Annotated in this window: 17 protein-coding genes; 9 read left to right on the top strand and 8 right to left on the bottom strand. The window is 41.1% G+C overall.

What is annotated here, in order from left to right; all coding sequences use genetic code 11:
* Window positions 1–8: 8 nt before the first annotated feature.
* The 3 genes from WAO84_RS06025 to WAO84_RS06015 form a co-directional block, all read right to left on the bottom strand.
* The gene (locus tag WAO84_RS06025; protein ID WP_340064404.1) at window positions 9–1,205 is read right to left on the bottom strand and encodes a mandelate racemase/muconate lactonizing enzyme family protein; all 1,197 of its coding nucleotides are present in this window, start codon (window positions 1,203–1,205) and stop codon (window positions 9–11) included.
* A 79-nt stretch (window positions 1,206–1,284) separates the two neighbouring features.
* Window positions 1,285–2,784: a hypothetical protein gene (locus WAO84_RS06020; RefSeq protein WP_340064403.1), complete on the bottom strand. Its 1,500-nt coding sequence runs from the start codon at window positions 2,782–2,784 to the stop codon at window positions 1,285–1,287.
* 4 nt (window positions 2,785–2,788) lie between these two features.
* A complete protein-coding gene (locus WAO84_RS06015; protein WP_340064402.1) occupies window positions 2,789–5,671 on the bottom strand; it encodes a TonB-dependent receptor in 2,883 nt (960 codons plus the stop codon).
* A gap of 446 nt (window positions 5,672–6,117) precedes the next feature.
* Between WAO84_RS06015 and WAO84_RS06010 the strand changes: the two genes are divergently transcribed.
* From WAO84_RS06010 to WAO84_RS06000, 3 genes are read left to right on the top strand one after another with little or no spacing between them, the layout of a single operon-like run.
* Window positions 6,118–7,152: a LacI family DNA-binding transcriptional regulator gene (locus WAO84_RS06010; RefSeq protein WP_340064401.1), complete on the top strand. Its 1,035-nt coding sequence runs from the start codon at window positions 6,118–6,120 to the stop codon at window positions 7,150–7,152.
* A 31-nt stretch (window positions 7,153–7,183) separates the two neighbouring features.
* Window positions 7,184–8,632, top strand: a complete 1,449-nt coding sequence (uxaC, locus tag WAO84_RS06005; protein ID WP_340064400.1) for a glucuronate isomerase — start codon at window positions 7,184–7,186, stop codon at window positions 8,630–8,632.
* The gene (locus WAO84_RS06000; protein ID WP_340064399.1) at window positions 8,629–10,056 is read left to right on the top strand and encodes a tagaturonate reductase; all 1,428 of its coding nucleotides are present in this window, start codon (window positions 8,629–8,631) and stop codon (window positions 10,054–10,056) included. Before uxaC ends, WAO84_RS06000 begins: the two co-directional genes overlap by 4 nt.
* A gap of 19 nt (window positions 10,057–10,075) precedes the next feature.
* On the opposite strand, the gene WAO84_RS05995 is transcribed toward WAO84_RS06000, so the two are convergent.
* The 3 genes from WAO84_RS05995 to WAO84_RS05985 form a co-directional block, all read right to left on the bottom strand.
* The gene (locus WAO84_RS05995; protein ID WP_340064397.1) at window positions 10,076–11,425 is read right to left on the bottom strand and encodes an MATE family efflux transporter; all 1,350 of its coding nucleotides are present in this window, start codon (window positions 11,423–11,425) and stop codon (window positions 10,076–10,078) included.
* 118 nt (window positions 11,426–11,543) lie between these two features.
* Window positions 11,544–12,575 carry a ferrochelatase gene (hemH, locus tag WAO84_RS05990; RefSeq protein ID WP_340064395.1) on the bottom strand — a complete coding sequence of 344 codons (1,032 nt, stop codon included), beginning with the start codon at window positions 12,573–12,575 and terminating at the stop codon, window positions 11,544–11,546.
* 208 nt (window positions 12,576–12,783) lie between these two features.
* Window positions 12,784–13,677 carry an AraC family transcriptional regulator gene (locus WAO84_RS05985; protein WP_340064393.1) on the bottom strand — a complete coding sequence of 298 codons (894 nt, stop codon included), beginning with the start codon at window positions 13,675–13,677 and terminating at the stop codon, window positions 12,784–12,786.
* A 201-nt stretch (window positions 13,678–13,878) separates the two neighbouring features.
* On the opposite strand from WAO84_RS05985, the gene hemA reads away from it, so the two are divergent.
* The 5 genes from hemA to hemF are packed head-to-tail and all read left to right on the top strand — an operon-like array spanning window position 13,879 to window position 18,636.
* The gene (gene hemA / locus WAO84_RS05980) at window positions 13,879–15,135 is read left to right on the top strand and encodes a glutamyl-tRNA reductase (RefSeq protein ID WP_340064391.1); all 1,257 of its coding nucleotides are present in this window, start codon (window positions 13,879–13,881) and stop codon (window positions 15,133–15,135) included.
* Window positions 15,132–16,046, top strand: a complete 915-nt coding sequence (gene hemC, locus WAO84_RS05975) for a hydroxymethylbilane synthase (protein ID WP_340064388.1) — start codon at window positions 15,132–15,134, stop codon at window positions 16,044–16,046. The genes hemA and hemC overlap by 4 nt, the downstream gene beginning before the upstream one ends.
* Complete coding sequence (locus WAO84_RS05970) at window positions 16,043–16,702, top strand: uroporphyrinogen-III synthase (RefSeq protein WP_340064387.1); 660 nt, start codon at window positions 16,043–16,045, stop codon at window positions 16,700–16,702. Before hemC ends, WAO84_RS05970 begins: the two co-directional genes overlap by 4 nt.
* On the top strand, window positions 16,695–17,729 hold the full coding sequence (gene hemE / locus WAO84_RS05965) for a uroporphyrinogen decarboxylase (RefSeq protein WP_340064386.1): 1,035 nt from the start codon (window positions 16,695–16,697) through the stop codon (window positions 17,727–17,729). The genes WAO84_RS05970 and hemE overlap by 8 nt, the downstream gene beginning before the upstream one ends.
* A gap of 1 nt (window position 17,730) precedes the next feature.
* A complete protein-coding gene (gene hemF, locus WAO84_RS05960; RefSeq protein WP_340064385.1) occupies window positions 17,731–18,636 on the top strand; it encodes an oxygen-dependent coproporphyrinogen oxidase in 906 nt (301 codons plus the stop codon).
* Between the two features lie 76 nt (window positions 18,637–18,712).
* Here the strand turns inward: hemF and WAO84_RS05955 are convergent, their stop codons facing one another.
* Window positions 18,713–18,880, bottom strand: a complete 168-nt coding sequence (locus WAO84_RS05955) for a hypothetical protein (RefSeq protein ID WP_340064383.1) — start codon at window positions 18,878–18,880, stop codon at window positions 18,713–18,715.
* A 44-nt stretch (window positions 18,881–18,924) separates the two neighbouring features.
* Window positions 18,925–19,113, bottom strand: a complete 189-nt coding sequence (locus WAO84_RS05950; RefSeq protein ID WP_340064381.1) for a hypothetical protein — start codon at window positions 19,111–19,113, stop codon at window positions 18,925–18,927.
* A 668-nt stretch (window positions 19,114–19,781) separates the two neighbouring features.
* On the opposite strand from WAO84_RS05950, the gene hemB reads away from it, so the two are divergent.
* Complete coding sequence (gene hemB / locus WAO84_RS05945) at window positions 19,782–20,756, top strand: porphobilinogen synthase (protein WP_340064380.1); 975 nt, start codon at window positions 19,782–19,784, stop codon at window positions 20,754–20,756.
* Window positions 20,757–20,765: the final 9 nt, after the last annotated feature.

The raw sequence follows: 20,765 nt of genomic DNA, 5'->3' as shown, positions 1-20,765 counted from the left end.
TGATGTACTTACGAATATTTTTTGTCATAAAATGTCACCTTATCTTCGTCTACTTCTACCCCAAGACCCGGGCGGTCGCTTATGGTAAAAGTGCCATTTTTAAATTCGGGAAAATGGGTGAGGGTATCAAAAGCTTTGGGAGCTTTTTCTCTTCCTGCAAACTCCTGGGCCAACGTGGCTGTTTTGGCAGTAGCTATCCAGTGTAGCATACACACAGTGCTTAGTGAAGGGCGTGAATTGTGAGCTGAGAGCTTTACATTTCTTTCTGCGATAAAATCACTTATACGTTTACCTCCTGTGAATCCGCCACATTTTAAAAGGTCGGGATTAATAGCCCACGACCCTCCATAGGTAAGGAGGTGTTTTACCTGGTGTACCGTATAGGCGTGCTCTCCAAAAACAATGGGTATATTTACATGTGCTATTACCTTTTTAATGGCCTCGTAATCATACGGGGCTACGGGTTCTTCCCACCATGCCAGCCCCAAAGGTTCCAGTTGTTTCCCCATTTCAATGGCTCTGGGAACTGAGTAACCCATATTGGCATCAAAAGCAAGTTGAACGGCATCTCCTACAGCCTCACGAATGGTGCTGGCAAAGGCAACCGTATTATCATTGGCAGGGTCTCTGTTCTCCAGACCCCAACGCATTCTAAACTTCAGGGTCTTATAGCCCTCATTTACTAATTGTTTTGCCTTTTGAGCCGCTTCTTTGGGAGTGGGATATACATCGCGGGTAAAACTTCCGTAAATAGGAATGGTGTCACGTACTTTTCCTCCTAAAAGTTCATACACGGGTTTACCGGTAACTTTTCCCATAGCATCCCATAAGGCACAGTCTATTCCTGCTATGGAATAGGTAAGCAACCCCCCCGGCCCCAGATCGTATTCAGAATAAATAGTTTTGTCCCAGGTAGCTTCGGCATTGAAAGCATTGGTTCCCAGATAATAGTCTTTCAGGGTTTTCTCAATAAGCGTTCGGGAGGTTCTTCGATCATTGGGCATGGCTTCTGCCCAGCCTGTTACTCCATTATTAAGGGTAACACGAACAAATAGTGCTTTTTTTAATAAAAAGGTTCTGATCTCTGCAATGGTAAAATCAGGATTACTTTTCAGATCCTTAAAATACTCGCTGTTTTCTTTACTATTCGCGTTACGGGCAACTGCCATAATGGGAAAAGGCAACCCTGTTGCCAGGGTTGCCATCGAAACAGACTTTATGAATTGTTTCCGGTTCATTCAGGTCATTTCAATTTAGCTAACTAACTATTGCTTTTTTTTATATTTATTCCCGGAAAGAGCCGTCAAAATTACGGGTCCATCCCAGGGTCCAGTCATCATCTGCCGGAACTGCTCCTACATAATTAACGCCTTCAAAAAAGCTTCCCAAAGACAATGCATTGGAAGAATTGGCTGTGGAGACTCCTACAAAGGTATCAGTAATTGTAAAAGGGTCTTCTGAATTATTGTTGGATGCTTCGCGGTATTGATTCCGTACACTGCTGTGTAACCCGTCATCATCTCCGTTCTCACCATTGTTAAAAACAGCACAGTTGCGCATGGTGATCTCTCCACCGTCCCGAACCCGGAAAGATACATCAAAGCCCAGAAGAACGGTATTGTAATACCTTCCGTTGGCACCATCCTGCATACGCACACCTTCACCTACACCTGGGGTACCTTCGGTTATATTGGCTCCTACAACGGTAATATTGGACAAAAGCGGATTGGATTGTGGCACTGCATTGTCATCGGTACCGTTTATGGCTCTGCTATCGGTACTGGTGGCCAGGGCCCAGAACTGACCGTTGCCAGTCCAGCCTTCTCCATACCGCACACAGCGACTATCGGGCTTTACCACTACCAGATGCTTCAGATTTACCGAACCTCCTCGAATACGAACACCGGTATCATCTACATCAAATACCTGTAGATAATCAATCACTGTATTTCCGCCTACCTGGCGAAGCTGAAAGGCATCATCATCATTACCTGCATATTCTATTCGTACATAGGTGAGTATACCCGAACTGTCGTCCGGTGTGTCATTTCCTCGTAAAGTAACCCCTATCCAGTCTCCGGCATCAGGTGTTCCCGATTGCCCCGGAGCATTTGCCAGACTGGTAAAAACAATAGGATTTTCCAGAGTTCCCTCTGCCAGTAAAGTCCCTCCTATTTTTATGTCGAGTTCTGTATCTCCGTTTAGGGCGTAAACGGTAGTTCCTTCTTCAATGGTAAGCGTAGTTTGCTGGTCTACTTCTACTGAACCGTTAAGCACCCAGTTTGTATCATTATCAAGAGTTTCATCAAAATTGACGTTCCCGGTAATCTGGCGAAAATCAACACCGTTAAGAGTTATATCATCTATGGTATATTGCGGTTCTATTTGAGAGACTGTAGCCGTATAATTTGTTGTAGCTTGCTGCCCCTGTTTATCGGTAACTGTAAATGCTATGGTTTGCACCGTACCCAGCCATTCGGGTGGTACCTGAAAAGAAAAGCGAAAGTCCTGATCCCCGGTATCACCATAAGTGATGTTTTCAAGTACTGTATTACCTGCCGAAATGGTAAGCGTATTTAAAAGGCCCGAAGCCAGCATCGATACCTCAACGGTTATGATCTGTCCCACTCCAAATTCTCCGGAAGTGATATCCAGACTCACATTGGGACTAAAATATAAGGGGGGCTCAACGGTATCGTCGTCATTACTACAGGCCGTAAAAAGCAGAAAAACAGCAATGAGCGCAGCTACTTTCTTAACGGAAGGATATATTGTATTTTTCATTATCTTAAAATTTGAAATTAATACCAAACCTGGCGGACCAGCTATACAATTCATAATTCACCACCTGACTTCTTACGGATTGGTATTGTACATTTGGGTCGTTAGTAAGGTTTACAAACTCGGCAAAAATGGTTAACTGGTCGGTAATTTTCTGAGAAGCATTGATATCTAACTGATAACGTTCATCCAGGAAAAAATCCAGTTCGGGATCGTCGGCAAAGCTCAATAAGGAAGAGCCGTTATAGTTGAGTGATATTCGTGAGCTAAACCCTCCACGGTCAAAAGAGATAGCGGCGTTCCAAACATGGTCTGCCTGTCCTACAAAAGGCACATCATCTCTCACAGAAACTACCTCCTGACCCGTATCGGGATCTTCTACTAAAAATTCAAAACTACTGTCTGATTGTACATAGGTGTAATTAAGATACACTCCCAGTCCCGATAAAAACCCGGGAAGGAAATCGAGTTTTTTAGAGAAGTTTATTTCTGCACCATACAAATTGGCGACATCACCGTTTACCGGTGAAAAGCTTCGGAAACCATCAAACTGGCCTCCTTCTACATCAGATACCTGATTAAAAATAAAATCTTCGATACGTTTGTAAAACAATCCTCCCGAAATAACACCGGCTCCCTGGATGTAGTTTTCAAAAAGAAGATCCAGGTTGGTAGCATCGGCAGGCAGCAGATCGGGATTTCCGGTGCTTATGATCTGATCGGCAAAATTAATGTTCTGCGAAGGCACCACATCACTTAAATTGGGCCGCGCATACGAGCGGGTATAGGCAAAACGAATGTTGGCCCGGTCTGATAAAGCATACCTCAAATGTATCATGGGCAACAGAAAATCATAATCGGTACCGCCTTCAATAGGCGTTGACGTTACCGGCATATTGCTGTCTTCACCCGGATCGTTTATCTGCAACGCATCATAACGAACTCTGGTATTCTCGTAGCGCACTCCTGCCAGTATTCGCAAATCGTTGATCTGCAATTTACCCTGCACATAGGCTGCAGATACATCTTCATCGGCATTAAAGAAAAAGCTGTCGCTATTGATTTTTGTATTTCGTTCGTCGAGTTGGTAGGCGCCCTGATTATCTACAAAATGCTGAAAGGCTCTTTGAGGATCTGGGAAACTTCCCATGTCATATCTTCCATCAAATATGGTACCGTCAAAACCATCCAATACCTGAGAAAGGTTATAGGGCCCGTCAAAGCCAGTGTATTCTATGGTGTTTCTTCTTCGCAAATTATCCAGTTCCCGATATTTTCCTCCGGCTTTAAACTCTCCGTTATTCTTTCCCAATTGAAAAGGGAAAGTAAAGTTGAGACGGGCCACCATATTATCTCCTCTGTTGAGAATGGGCTTATCCTGCTGAAAAGCATTAAACTCAAACCGATCATAATCCGTAAAATTTGAATCGGGGGACGAGAACAGAATAAAATCACCATCTCTTTCAAGTTCCAGTGCAAGGCCTCTTTCTCTAAAAACAAAACGGTCGCTGCGAAGAATACGCTCTGAACGGGTGTAATTAAACCCGTAATCTATTTTTCCAAAAGTACCCAGTAAATGATCGCCCTCAAATGAGAAAGTGATATTCTCCCTGTTGATCACCCTGTCGTTAATATCTCTTCTCACACGCACATCGCCGTTGTCTACACTTCCGGCTACATTGGGATTTAAGGGATCCTGATAGTTGTTTCTGGGACGAAAACGGGTTCTGCGACGAAGGGATTCGTCTCTCAGATCATTATAAATTGCTTTTACTACTATTTTGGAGTTTTCATTAAAGCGATAATCAAAAGTGGCATTAAGCCCGATTCGGGTACGCTCATTGAGTAACGGGCGTAAACGATAATCATCTACTACATTGGCTCTGAAAGAATTGGGATCATCAGAATCACCTATCCTGCGGTTTCGATAAGTAGCTTCAAAACGCTCTTCCCCGTTTACCGTATTGTAATAGCTTCCTCCCAGCAACACCCCAAACTTATCATCAGCAAAACGTTGATCGTATTTTAATTTGGCAATTTGACTTCCTCTTTCAAAAAGGTCGTTATACCCCCCGCCAAGGCTTCCTTTAAAACGTGCTTTTTTACTTCGGGCCATGGGGGTAATCAGGTTAATGGCACCTCCTACGGCATCTCCGTCCATTTCCGGAGTAATGGCTTTACTCACTTCCATAGAGGCCAACTGGTCTGCCGAGATAAGATCCAGCGATTCGGTACGACCTCCTCCTTCATCAGTGGTAGGAATTTGTTCTCCGTTAATAGAGACCGTAGTAAAGTTTTGAGGAGTTCCCCGTATTTTTACAATACTACCCTCACCATTATCTCTTTCTATAGTAACTCCTGACACACGCTGCATAGCCTCACCCACATTGATATCGGGAAACCGGCTAATGAGATCTGCAGATACTACCGTTTTAATATTATCGGCATTTTTTTGCTGATTGTATGCACGTTGCTGGCCTTCAAGACTGGCAGTTACCGTTACTTCCCCCAGTTGGTTAGTTTGCGGTGTAAGTACAATATCTTTTAGATTGATATTAGAAGTACCGTCAACTGTGATTTCTGTAGTATACGAGTTAAATCCCAAATAGGAAACTTCCAGAGTATGCGTACCTGTGGGAACACGATTCAGACTAAAATTACCGTTCAGGTCGGTACTGGTTCCCAGATTTAATGCCTTTATAACTACAGAGGCCCCGGGGAGTACTTCTCCCCTGTCTCCCAGTACACGCCCGTTTACAATAACAAATGCCTGTTGTTCTTCAATAGCAAAATTGTAATATTCATGGGGTGCATTATTTGCGAAACCGTAAAAACCGATCCATAAAATGGGCGCTAAAAACCATATACGGGTTCTTTTCAATAATTTCATCTTGCGTTTTTTTATTGTGTTACATTTTGTTTGGTCTTCTCTGATAAATTAACAAAATGTAATGAGTGTGCCCTCTGATTCTGTTTTCTAAAAGTTCTGCTGGTTTCATACTATATTTTTTATCCGATTTACCTGCGTAACATTTCTTAAAATAATGAGGCGTTATTTGTGAATATTACAATAATTTTGTGCAATCGATTGCATATTATAAATTATTTATCAAATAACCAAATTTTGCTCGTTAAAACCTATAAATGGCTATTTTTTTGAAGGAAAAGTTACAAATATGATAATTTTCTAAAAATATTGTTTTCCAATATTCTTTAAAATTCATTAAATTGCGCAATCGATTACAATAAAAAAGAAGAACTTTATCATTTTAAAAGATAGTTCCTTACTTTTACCTTCGTTAACGGATCTTAAGACCCGGCATTCACTTTAAATACATGACACCTAAAAAGGCGACCATACACGATATTGCAGAGCAGCTTAATATTACGGCTTCTACGGTTTCAAGAGCATTAAACAATCACCCCAGAATTAGTGAGGCCACTAAAAAGGCTGTACTGGATGTTGCCAAATCTCTTAATTACCAGCCCAATCGTATTGCTGCCGCACTGAGGAGCGGGCGAAGCCAGCTAATAGGTATTGTAGTTCCTACTATAAACCGTGCCTTTTTTTCATCGGTCATTCGCGGGGTAGAAGAAGTTGCTAATCAGGTAGGTTACCAGGTAGTTGTGAGTCAGTCGTATGAAGAAGTGGTCAATGAAAGCGCTACCGTAGATGCACTTCTCAATGCACGCGTGGATGGCATTATTGCCTCATTGGGGAAAAACACTGAAAATTATGATCATTATAAAAAAATAATCAAAAGAGGGATTCCTTTAGTATTATTTGACCGTACCACTAATGAGCTGGGCACCAGCCAGGTGGTTATTGATGATTTTCTGGGTGCTTATATGGCTACAGAACACCTCATCAAGCAGGGTTGCCAACAGATTGCGCACTTTACCAATATAAACAGAGTAAACATTTATAAAGAGCGCTATCGCGGATATATGGAAGCGTTAAAGGACCACAACATTCCTTTTGATGAGGCACTGGTTTGTGAAAGCAATATGCAACTGGAGGACGGCCGTGTGTGTACACAACAGTTACTTACTTTAGGAAAACCATTTGACGCTATTTTTTCTGCCAGTGATTATGCGGCTATGGGTGCTATGCAGGTTTTAAAGGAACATAAAATAGCTATACCGGAAAAAGTAGCTTTGTCTGGTTTTAGTAACGAACCGTTTACCTCTTTTAGCGATCCTCCGTTAACATCTATAGAACAGTTTCCCGTAGAAATGGGTCATGCTGCCGCCGAACTTTTTTTTGATATTCTGAATGCCGGTACTAAAAAAACAATTCCACAGAAAACCGTCCTGCAGCCTAAACTGATAGTACGGGCTTCTTCGTTAAAAACCACTGTTAACATATAAATACGATAAATAATAAAGCAGTAAAGAAATCATGAACACGAAGCGCAATCGATTGCATCAAACAAATCATCCTTTTATTTCAGAAAACTTTCTGTTGCAAAATTCATTTGCGCAAAAACTATATTATCAGTATGCCGAGAAGCTCCCTATAATTGATTACCACTGCCATCTTTCACCAAAAGACATAGCCGAAAACAGGGTTTTTAAAAACACAACCCGGGTATGGCTGGAAGGGGATCACTATAAATGGAGAGCTATGCGTACACTGGGAGTTTCTGAAAAATATATTACTGGTGATGCCAGCGACCGTGAAAAGTTTGAAAAATGGGCAGCAACGGTTCCTTACACTTTGAGAAATCCGCTGTATCACTGGACACATCTCGAACTATTGCGATACTTTGATATTAATACACTTTTGGAACCGGAAACTGCGGTAGATGTTTATGAGAAAACCTCATCACTTCTTCAGAAAGAAAGCCATCATACGCTGGGATTACTCAAAATGATGCATGTAGAAACCGTATGTACTACCGATGACCCTCTTGATTCTCTTGAATATCATGAAACCATGAAAAACAACTCTGACAGTATAACTTTGCTACCCGCTTTTAGACCCGACAAAGCATATGCCGTAGAAGACATTCCCGGTTATCTCGGGTATTTGGAACAGTTGGAAGAGGTATCCGGTATTACGATTACTTCTTACCGGGACTTGCTCGATGCTCTTAAAAACCGTATTGATTACTTTCATGAAAAAGGCAGCAGACTGTCAGACCATGGCCTGGAGCGTTTGTATTATTTTACACCCGGAAGTTATGATACCGAAGTACTATTTAACAAAATAAAGAACAAAACAGTTCTTACCCCCACAGAAATCCACTATTATACATTTGAAACCCTACTGCATTTGTGCCGTATGTATCACGAAAAAGGGTGGACACAACAATTTCACCTGGGCGCCCTGCGCAATACTAATGAACGTATGCTCCAAAAACTAGGGCCAGATACCGGTTTTGATTCTATTGGTGATTTTTCGCAGGCCAAAAGTTTGAGTCAATTTCTCAATGAGCTGGATCGTGAGGACCAACTCTGTAAAACCATTCTTTACAATCTTAATCCCTCAGACAATGAAGTTATGGCCACTATGGCAGGAAACTTTAATGACGGTAGTATAAAAGGAAAAGTACAATACGGAGCCGCATGGTGGTTTCTGGATCAAAAAGACGGTATGGAAAAGCAACTTAATGCACTTTCTAATCTGGGCCTCCTGAGTTGCTTTGTGGGCATGCTTACTGATTCGCGTAGCTTTCTCTCTTTCCCCAGGCACGAGTATTTTAGACGTATACTTTGTAATTTGATAGGAAAAGATGTTGAAAACGGAGAATTACCGGCTGATGAGAAATGGCTGGGTAAAATAGTACAGGATATTTGTTATACCAATGCCCGCGATTATTTTAACTTCAACATCTCCCGATCATGAAAAAACTTAACCGAACCACCACAAATACCCATAGTGATCGCCCTGTAAAGGTACTTCAGTTTGGAGAAGGGAATTTTCTAAGAGGCTTTGCCGACTGGATGATTCATATAATGAATGAAAAAACATCATTTAATGGAGATGTACAAATAATACAACCACTCGCAAAAGGTATGGAAACCGCCATAAACCGGCAGGAAGGTTTGTACCACGTAATTCTTCAGGGATTGCAAAACGGACATAAAACAAGAGACATTCGTCTTATTACCTGTGTAAAAGGAGTGATCAACCCGTACACCCATCCCAGGGAGTACCTGGAACAGGCAGCTAATCCGCATCTTGAATTCATTATTTCTAATACAACCGAAGCCGGTATTCATTTTAACGAACAGGATATCACCCCTGATATATTACCCGATTCTTTTCCGGGAAAGCTCGCTATTTTTTTATATCGCCGTTTTAACGTATTTAAAGGAGATGGCCACGGACTAACTATTATTCCCTGTGAGCTTATTGATAAAAACGGGATCCGGTTACGCGAAGCAGTACTCCGGTATACAGATTTATGGCAATGGCCCCATGAGTTTACAAAATGGCTGGATACAAACGTTACTTTCTGCAACGCTCTGGTAGACCGTATAGTACCGGGCTTCCCTTCTAAAACCATAAAACAGGTTCAAACCGAACTGGGTTATGACGATAACCTGGTTGTAACCGCAGAACCTTTTCATCTTTGGGTAATTGAAGGGCCCGAACGTCTTGCCACTCACTTTCCGGTACAGGAAGCCGGGTTACAGGTACGTTTTGTAAACGACATCACTCCTTACCGCGAACGAAAAGTGAGAGTACTTAACGGCGCTCACACAGCTATGGTTCCCATTGGGTACTTACAAGGTATCAAAACCGTTAAAGAAACCATGGAGGATCCTATTACAGGGAGTTTTATGCAAAAAGTAATTTTTGAAGAGATTCTCCCTACACTGCCACAACCAGAAGAGGAACTTATACCTTTTGCCAACGCTGTAACAGAGCGTTTTAAAAATCCTTTTATTCAACATGAGTTAATAAGTATTGCCCTTAATGCTATCTCAAAATTTAAAGTGCGTGTACTTCCCTCGATACTGGCATACCAAAAGGAAAAAGGTATGCTTCCCAGGGGCCTGGTACGATCTCTGGCACACTTACTGGTTTTTTACAGAGGTCATTATAAAGGGCAAGATATCCCACTTAGGGACGCGCCTGAAATACTTGATTTTTTTACCCGTGTATGGCAATGCGATACTATTGAAAAAGTAGTTTTTAAGAGCCTTGATAATCCCACTTTATGGGGTAGATCATTAATCAATATTAACGGATTGCAAAAAACACTTGTAAAGGAAATAACTGTTCTTCTTGAACAGGAGCACACTACCGGTACACCAGCCTAAAACAGCTTACCGCCCCCTGTTATTCTGATGCTTTGAGGGTACGTTTTACTTCAAAATGTAAATAAATAGCAGTGATTATGGTAGATAATACATCGGCTACCGGAAATGATATCCAAACCCCCATTTCGCCAAAGAAAACGGGCAAAATGAAAATTAAGGGCAGAAAAAACAGCCCCTGCCGGGTGAGGGTAAGCAACAATGCGGGTACTGCTTTCCCTATGGCCTGAAAATACGCAGAGCCTATAAGCTGTATAGCTACTATGGGCGTAGCGGCAAATACCCACCGCATAGCTACAGGTGCATCACTAACCACTTTCGGGTCACTGGTAAACACCATGGTAATGGTTTCGGGAAAAACCATGATCAATACAAAAATAAGGAGCCCCAGCCCTACGGAATATTTCATGGCTGTAACAATAGTAGCTTCTACACGTTTGTATTTTTCGGCACCGTAGTTATAACCGGCTATGGGTAAAAATCCCTGAGTTACTCCCAATACGGGAAACAAAGCAAACATGAGCATACGGCTTATGATCGCATAAACGGTTACTGAAGATTCTCCTCCCAGATCGAACAGAATATTATTCATAAACAGATAGGTAACACTCACTACTGCCTGTCTGGCGAGGGTAACAAAGCCCAGGGAGCTTATTTCTTTTACTACTGAAAGATCGAGCCCAAAGTGTTTCCATTGAATTTTAAGCTCGGAATTACGGGATATAAAAAACCAGAAAATATAAAGAAAACACAAAATATAGGATATAGTAGTGGCCCAGGCAGCCCCATGCATACCCATATCGAGTATTTTGATGAATACAAAATCCAGTACCAGGTTTCCTATGGAAGGTATGATCATGGCGATCATGGCAAAACGGGCTTTCCCTTCGGCCCGAATAACATTGTTCCCCATCATGCAGAGTGCCAGAAAGGGAACTCCGCATACTACAATGATGTAATATATCCTGGCGAGTTCAAATATGTTCCCTTTTCCGCCAAAAGCGGGTATAAGCACATTTACAAACAACAGGCCCAGTATTACCAGGCTCACGGTAAGCAAAAAAGTAAGGGTGATCTGGTTTCCAAAAGAGCGCAGTGCCCGCTCTTTATTTTCGGCGCCTAAAGCTCTTGAGATAATAGAAGATCCGCCAATACCTATGGCCATACCCAGGGCACCTATAAAAAAGGAAACCGGGAGTACTACATTTATGGCTGCAATGGCTACAGAACCTATCCACTGGCCTACAAAAATGGTATCTACCAGAATATTGAGTGACATTACCAGGATGCCTATAGAGGCCGGAACGGCCTGCTTGACCAGTAATTTTCCAATGGGTTCGGAGCCCAGTTCTGCCGAAGAAACCTTAGACATTAAATGTTTTTTAATGAGCTGCGAAGATACGGCATTAAAACTACACGCTTTGCATAAAAACCCGGTATTACCTATGTCTTTATGTACCTTCTGTTTTCTATTTTCACAAACCTTTTTCTTATGATTTTGAAACCGCCCATTCATCAATCCAGCGGCTCAAGACCTTTACCCAGTCTTCACGATCATTCAGGCAGGGAATCACATGAAACTCTTCTCCTCCTTCTTCCAGAAATTCTTCTTTGGCCTCCATGCCAATTTCTTCTAGTGTTTCCAGGCAATCTGATACAAAAGCAGGCATTACAATAGCCATTTTTTTGGTGCCGTTCTCAGCAAACTCCTCTACGGTATCATCTGTAAAGGGTTGTAACCAGGGGTCTCTTCCCAATCTTGATTGAAAGGAAGAAGAATAGGTTCCTTCTTTTAGCTCCAGGTATTCTGCCACCTGCCGGGTAGTTTCATAACATTGATGGCGATAACAAAACTGATGTGCAGGAGATGCCGTTTTACAACACTGCCCGTCAATTTTACAGTGGGATCTGGTAATATCAGATTTTCGGATATGACGTTCTGGAACGCCATGATATGAGAAAAGAATATGTTCCCAATCTTTTCCTTTTAAGCTTTCTTCTATGGAATTTGACAACACCCGTATATAATCCGGATGATTGTAAAAAGCGGGAAGTGAGGTAAAACTCATCTCAGGAAAATGCTTTTTGCGCAACTTCTCTGCAAGTACCAGTATAGTTTCTGTGGTGGCCATTGCAAACTGAGGATACAAGGGTATCAACAAAACATCATTAACCCCTTTATTGGCCAATTCTCTTAGTCCACTCTCAATAGAAGGATTTCCATACCTCATGGCGAGCGCTATTGGGACAGATGTAAGCTTCTGAACCTTTTTCTGAAGCTTTTCAGAAAGCACAATAAGTGGAGAACCTTCATCCCACCATATTTTTTGATAGGCTTTAGCCGATTTTTTAGGACGGGTATTTAAAATAATACCTCTTACAATGAAAACGCGTAGCCAGTAGGGCACATCAATTACCCTTTCGTCCATTAAAAACTGATCTAAATATTTTTTTACATCCTTAGGATGCGGACTATCTGGCGAACCCAGGTTCACCAGTAAAACACCTTTTTTTGTCTGCATGTAGTAATAACATTAATTGTGAAGTCTCCTATAACATCTGTTAAAATACCGGAAAACGAAACACAGCAATTTTTTTTCAAAAATACTAATTAACCTATAAATAATCGTGAGATATAAAAATACATTCATCAGGCAAAACGCCTGTTTTTTTACAATTCCTTTTTTCTATATCATTATAATAAATACCTGTATGTTATTTCTCAACATTTTATACATTTAAAGACATAAGATATTTCTTGGGAGTAATACCAAACTTCTTTTTAAAAGCAGCAATAAAATGGCTCGCTGTGCTATAACCTACTTTAAGGCCCACTTCATTTACATTGTAATCACCACTCTCCAGCATTTTACGGGCATAGGTCATTTTATAATCAAATAAAAAACTATAAACCGGTTCTCCGTATATTTCTTTAAAGCCTTCTTTTAGTTTTTTAATATTGAGCCCTACCGTATTTGCCAGTTCCTGCAATCCCGGAGGCTCAGCCATATTGGCAATTATAATATCTTTGGCTTTACGTATTTTGAGTACATTCTCTTCATCTACCAGAAAGGGACACTGTTCTATATCGGCATCTTCAGGTTTATGGAAATATAAACTCAGTAATTCATACACCTTGGCCTTCACAAATAAAGTGCGAACCGAGATATGAAGGTTAAAGTTTACCAACTGATGAAGTACCACAGCCATAGCAGGAGAAATAGCGGTTTCATTATAATACTTTTTATCCTTGTTCTCCGAACTCAAAAAATCGACATATCCGGCCTCGGGCGAAAAGAGTGAGTGGAATTTCTGAATAGAGATCAATACCGATATCAATGAAGATTTGGGAGCCATTTCCATATCTATGGGCAAATCCCGCTGCGGATTGTAAAGAAGTAATACTTTTTCTTCGCCTACATTTAAAGAGTACCGCCCTTCATTAAAATTGAATTGGGAAACTCCCTTCAGGCTAAAGTGAAAATGAATAAAAGAACGGTCTATATCCCTGATTATGTGTTGGGTATTATCTGTTTCATTTTGTGCCTTTAAAACAATAAAACCTTCCTCAAAAAGAAGTTCATCAATAGCCCCTGAAGCGTTATTTTTTAACTTTTGTTCCATCAAGACTTTGGTTTTAATTATTTAGAACCATTCTAAACAATATGTTCCTTAACTCGCATAATTACTGCAAATGTACGGTATTTTGTACTTTCAATGCCTTCCAGACATGTAAATCACCCGAAGCGGTAAAAAAAGTTCCGCGAGCGTTATTTTTTTTAAAGCCCCCCTCCTATTTTTGTGCTGTATTTCCATTGATCTCGAATGAAAGGTTACAACCTATCTAAACACCCTACTTTTTTTGCTGTAGGATTAAGTTACCAAAAAGCAGATGCAACCATACGGGGTAATTTTAGTCTCGATGATGAACGCAAACGAAACCTGTTGATACAGGCAAAGGACGAAGGTATTGATGCGCTCATCATTATTTCTACCTGCAATCGAACAGAAATGTATGGTTTTGCACAGCATCCGTTTCAACTCACAAGACTTTTATGTGAACATACTCATGGCACTGTAGAAGAGCTTGATGAAGTTCTGTATGTACATGAAAACAACGAGGCCGTTTCGCATCTTTTTAAAGTAGGTTGCGGACTGGATAGTCAAATCCTTGGTGATTTTGAGATTATTAGTCAGTTAAAACAAAGCTTTATACTTTCCCGCGACCTGGGTATCGCCAATCATTTTCTGGAAAGATTATGTAATTCGGTAATACAGGCCAGTAAACGGATTAAAAACGAGACTGAGATCTCTTCAGGTGCAACCTCAGTAGCGTTTGCTTCTGTTCAATATATACTTTCACGCGTACCCTATGTATCTGAAAAAAACATTCTTCTTTTCGGTACCGGAAAGATCGGGCGAAATACCTGTGAAAACCTGGTAAAACATACGCGTAATAACCAGATCACTCTTATAAACCGAACCCTGGATAAAGCGGAAAAAATTGCCGGAAAGTTCAATCTTGTTGTAAAAAAATACGAAAACCTTACTTTAGAAATAGAAAAGGCAGATGTACTTATCGTGGCAACCGGTGCCCAACAACCTACTATTTCCAGGAAACATATCAACCCTGATAAAAAATTACTTATCCTCGATCTCTCTATCCCAAAAAATGTTGATGATGATGTCACCAAACTCAGCAATGTAACACTGGTTCATCTCGATCAACTTTCAAAGATCACAGATAACACCCTGGAGCGAAGAAAACAATTTATCCCTAAGGCCCAAGCTATTATAGACGAAGTAAAAAGCGACTTTAATGAATGGCTGGAAACCCGTAAATTTGCTCCTACCATTCAGGCCCTTAAAAAGAAACTGGATAGTCTCAAAGAAGCCGAAATAGATTTTCAACGAAAAAAACTAGAGGGCTTTGACGAAAGTCAGGCAGAAATTATTAGTACCCGCATCATTCAGAAAATCACCACTCACTTTGCCAATCACCTTAAAGAGCAAAACGGTAGTTCAGACAAAAGTATTGAGCTTATTCAAAAAGTCTTCCAACTGGATACTCCTTCAAAATGAGCAAAACCATACGTATAGGTACCAGAGATAGTGAACTGGCACTCTGGCAGGCAAAAACCGTACAACAACAATTACAATCTCAGGGGTACGACACCCTGCTGGTTCCCGTAAAATCTACCGGAGACCTTATATTAGATAAGCCCCTTTATGAACTGGGTATTACCGGCATCTTTACCAAAACCCTGGATGTAGCCATGCTTAAGGGAGAGATCGATATTGCCGTACACAGTATGAAAGATGTACCTACCCGCCTTCCCAAAGGCATGGTATCTGCCGCTGTTCTTAAAAGAGCCGCTTTCGAAGATATTCTGGTACACAAAGGAGATATTTCTTTTATGGAAGGTGAGGGAACCATTGCTACCGGAAGCCTGAGAAGAAAAGCCCAGTGGCTGCATCGCCATCCTTCACATACCGTAACCGATCTTAGAGGTAATGTAAATACGCGGCTCAAAAAACTGGAAGACCATTCCTGGCACGGAGCCATTTTTGCGCGTGCCGGACTGGAACGTATTCATTTAACGCCTCAAAACCATTTGGTACTCGACTGGATGGTGCCAGCACCTGCACAGGGTGCCATGCTGGTGGTTACCATGGAGAATGATGCTTTTTCAAGAGAAGCACTCACAACTCTGGAACATAACCCTTCACGAATGGCTACTCACGTAGAACGGGATTTTTTAAGAACCCTGGAAGGGGGGTGTACCGCTCCCATTGGTGCCATAGCCACTATTGAAAATGATAGAATTCATTTTAAAGGTGCTCTTTTTTCACTTGACGGAAGCAAAACCTCATATATAGAAAAAACCATTTCCACAGATCTGTACAAAGACCTGGGAAAACAATGTGCTGAGAAAGTTTTGCAACAGGGAGGAGATACGATCATGAAAGAAATAAGGAAACAACTGTCATGAGTATAGCCCGGGTCTTTTCAACAAAAAAATTAAGCCTCGCTCAGAAAGAATTATTGCTCAATGCCAATGTTGCACTTTCCGAAGCTGATTTTATACAGACTGAGCCCGTACCTTTTCCCCGGCCCGAATTTGTAGAAAATGCTATTTTTACAAGTCAGAATGCTGTTAAACAGGTTAGTTTACAACTCATTCCGGTACAACACGTGTTTTGTGTAGGAGATAAAACCAGAGAATTAGCATTGGCATCAGGATTTAATGTAATAGAACATGCGTATGATGCAAAATCACTTGCTAACCTCCTTATAAAAAAGCATGCAAGCAAACACTTTATCTTTTTTTGCGGAGAAACCCGCCGTGATGAGCTTCCCGATATGTTAAATGAACATACCGTTTCCCTTGAAGAAATTCCCGTGTATCGTACCCGGGAAACGCCCAAACAGATTTCGGGAAAATTTGATGGCGTTCTTTTTTTTAGCCCCAGCGCTGTACGTAGTTTTATACAAAAAAATACCCTTAAACAGGAAATGGCTTTCTGTATTGGGAAAACCACAGAACAAGAAGTTAAAAAACACACAAATACCTTTCGTACTGCCACCAGACCCACTGTGGAAAATGTAATTGTACAGGTAGTAAAACACTTTTCAAAAAATGATTAAAAACGATTTATTTTTAAGAGCTTTAAAAGGAGAATCAGTAGAGCGTCCACCAGTGTGGATGATGCGTCAGGCTGGGCGTTATTTACCAGAGTTTAGAGCCCTTCGCGATAAATATGATTTCTTTACCCGATGCCGTACCCCAGAACTGGCAGCAGAGATTACCGTACAGCCCATACGTATTGTAAAACCCGATGCTGCCATACTATTTTCAGATATTCTGGTGATCCCGCAAGCTATGAATATCGAGGTAGAGATGAGACCCGGGGTAGGCCCGTGGTTACCCAATCCCATACGTTCGGCACAGGATGTTGAACAGGTAGTGGTTCCGGATATTAACGAAACCCTCGGCTATGTTATGGATGCCATAAAACTTACTAAAGAAATGCTGGCGAATGAAGTACCTCTTATTGGTTTTGCCGGCTCTCCGTGGACGATACTTTGTTATGCCGTAGAAGGCAAAGGTTCTAAAAGTTTTGATACTGCCAAAGGATTTTGCTTTTCACAGCCGGAGGCTGCACATACCCTATTGCAAAAAATTACAGATACCACTATTCTCTATCTTAAAGAAAAAGTGAAGGCAGGTGTGAATGCTGTGCAAATATTTGATAGTTGGGGCGGTATGCTATCGCCTGAAGATTATAAAGAATTCTCCTGGAAATACATTCAGCAAATTGTAGATGCCCTGGCCCCTGAAACCGAAGTGATCGTTTTTGGAAAAGGGTGCTGGTTCGCTCTTGGGGAAATGGCTAAAAGCAAAGCATCGGCACTGGGGGTAGATTGGACCTGTTCTGCACGAAATGCCCGTTATCTTACAGGAGGCAACATCACACTTCAGGGAAATTTCGATCCTTCCCGGTTGTTATCTCCCATACCTGTGATCAAAAAAATGGTGCACCAAATGATCAATGAATTTGGAAAAGACCAGTACATCGTAAACCTTGGGCATGGTATTCTACCACATATACCTGTAGATCATGCCAAAGCATTTATTGAAGCCGTAAAAGAATACGAGCCCGTTCGTTATTAATATGAAAGAGCGTTTTTACCAGTACATTCAGCAACTGCAGGACACCATTACCCAGGCACTTGAAAAAGCAGATGGAAAAGCCATTTTTAAAGAAGATCCCTGGGTACGAAAAGAAGGTGGTGGCGGTCGTACCCGGGTTATAGAGAACGGCACTGTTTTTGAAAAAGGCGGTGTCAATATCTCTGCGGTACACGGGCCGCTCCCCAAAGCCATGCAGCAGTATTTTAACGTAGGTGATGTTGATTTTTTTGCCTGCGGGTTAAGTCTGGTCCTGCATCCTGTAAACCCTTTTGTACCCACTGTACACGCCAACTGGAGGTATTTTGAAATGTATGACGTAACCGGACAAATTATAGACAGTTGGTTTGGGGGCGGGCAGGATCTTACCCCTTATTATTTGTTTGAAGAAGATGCCCGGCATTTTCACGAAGTGTGTAAAAATGCCTGTGATAAACACGATACGGCATTTTACCCGTTGTTTAAAAAGAAATGTGACGAGTATTTTCACAACAGCCACCGAAATGAAGCCAGAGGTATTGGCGGACTGTTCTTTGACTACTGCAAGGCCGAAAATGGCAAAACTATGGAAGACTGGTACGCTTTTGTTACCGAAGTAGGAAACAGTTTTTTAAAAGCATACCTGCCTATTGTAGAAAAGCGAAAAGAGACACCTTATGCCGAAGCACATAGAAACTGGCAGGAAATACGCAGGGGCCGTTATGTAGAGTTTAACCTAGTACATGATAAAGGTACCTTATTTGGTTTACGAACCAATGGCCGTATAGAAAGTATACTCATGAGCCTCCCCCCTCACGTACAATGGCGCTATGACCATCACCCGGAAGAAAATAGTGACGAAGCCAGATTACTGGAAGTATTACAACACCCAAAAGACTGGGTCGTTTAAAAATAAAAAACTCTGCAGTCGTTGCAGAGTTTTAATTGAATTAGTAATCTTCTCACCTAACCATATAGGTAACTTATTAATCGCAGGAAGCATATACACTTTCCGGGCAGGCAAAAATACATGCAGGATGCTTTATACTGGAAGTACAGGCTCCTGACACTCCACCTCCTTTAATATCATTACTATTAAAAGTAGCTACTACTTTTCTTTTAAAATCCAGCTTTTTAAAGGGTCTTTTTTTCATAAGAGTTTTTATTTAATGTTATTGTGAATAAAATATAGTTAATGCTACCCATCCATAGGCCTACAGTCATTCGGGCATGGGGCGTTTTCATAAGCTGTTGAAGAACAGGCATTACTCAGGTCGCAAGCCGTATCAAAGCTAACAAAGGTATGCCCGCCTTTCACTTCAAGAGAACGAAAGGAGGATATCACACTTTTTTTAAATTGTAATGGCAATATTCTATTTGTTTTCATAGTAAATAATTATAGCTTTTTTGATTTATGTATTTTGATAAAGTGGCATGGTTTTCACCTTTTTAGCTTACTTACACATTACTTCCACAATTTACCTTACACACATCGGGAGCAACAGAAGTACATGTGTCACTTTGACCACAGGGATGAAGGATGGTACGTCCACCTGACGTTCCTCCCGTTATATTTTGAGAATTCAAAGAAGAAACTCTACTTCTTCTAATACGTAATGATACTTTTCTATTTGTTTTCATAATACCATTTTAATTCTCCATTTTTTAAATATTCATTAAACTAAAACTCACAGTTTACTTTGCACACATAAGGACGTACGAATGTACAGCCCAGGGAACCACTACAGGGAGCTAAAACGGTTTCAATAAACCCATCTTTTACCTAATCGGTATTTAAACAGGATGTGGTTTTTTCTTAAAATTCAGGTTTTTTTCGATAGCTTTTTTCAAAATACAACAGGTTTAAAAAAAATGAATGCTTGAAGATACGAATTTTAACTTACAGAAAATGAATGCAAAACTTATTTTTTATAAAGCGTATTCTTATAAAATGAAAAAACTACACTCTGGAAAAAGAATTAGAAAAGAAATAATGAATCAAAAAACAATCCCAAATAATGGCTAACTTTGTTTCTAATAAACGTAACAAACGCTATGTTCCCTTTTCAAAGAAACCGAAGGCTGCGCCAAAGTGAAGCTATTCGAAGTCTCGTAAGAGAAACCCTCCTGTCTCCTAATGACTTCCTGGTACCCCTATTTGTTGTAGAAGGCAAAAATGTAAAAGAAGAGATCTCTTCCATGCCTTCCTATTTTAGATACAGTCTCGATCTACTCGAAGAAGAAGTAAAGAGCCTATGGAAAATGGGCCTAAGATCAGTTTTGTTATTTGTAAAGGTATCTGACTCTCTAAAGGATAATAAAGGAACTGAAGCTTTAAATCCTGACGGACTTATGCAAAGGGCGGTAAAAACGGTAAAAAATGCAGTACCCGATATGTTGGTCATGACCGATGTGGCACTGGACCCATATTCATCTTACGGACACGATGGTATTGTGGCAGAAGGGCACATATTGAATGATGAAACTTCGCAGGTACTTGCCCAAATGAGTGTATCACACGCCGAAGCAGGAGCCGATTTTGTAGCGCCCAGCGATATGATGGATGGCCGTGTCCTTACCATACGTGAAGCACTGGAAAAAGAAGGTTTTAAAAATACCGGTATCATGAGTTACAGTGCCAAATACGCTTCTGCTTTTTACGGGCCTTTTAGGGATGCCCTGGATTCAGCACCGGGCTTTGGAGATAAAAAAACCTATCAAATGGACCCCGCCAATCGTCTGGAAGCCCTAAAAGAAACAGAAATGGATATTGCAGAAGGCGCCGATATTGTGATGGTTAAACCTGGAATATGCTATCTCGATATCGTACGTGATATCAAGAATATCACAGAAGTACCCGTAGCGGTCTATCAGGTAAGTGGTGAGTATGCCATGATAAAAGCCGCAGCAGAAAAAGGGTGGCTGGATCACGATACCGTAATGCTTGAACAACTTACCGCCATTAAAAGAGCAGGTGCCAGTATAATTGCCAGTTATTTTGCCAAAGATGCTGTTAAACTTATCTCATAACACCTCTCT

The organism is Ascidiimonas aurantiaca (assembly GCF_037646345.1).
Lineage (GTDB): Bacteria > Bacteroidota > Bacteroidia > Flavobacteriales > Flavobacteriaceae > Ascidiimonas > Ascidiimonas aurantiaca.
The sequence above is the reverse complement of the archived record's forward strand: the minus strand, read 5'-3'. Positions and strand labels throughout refer to the sequence as shown.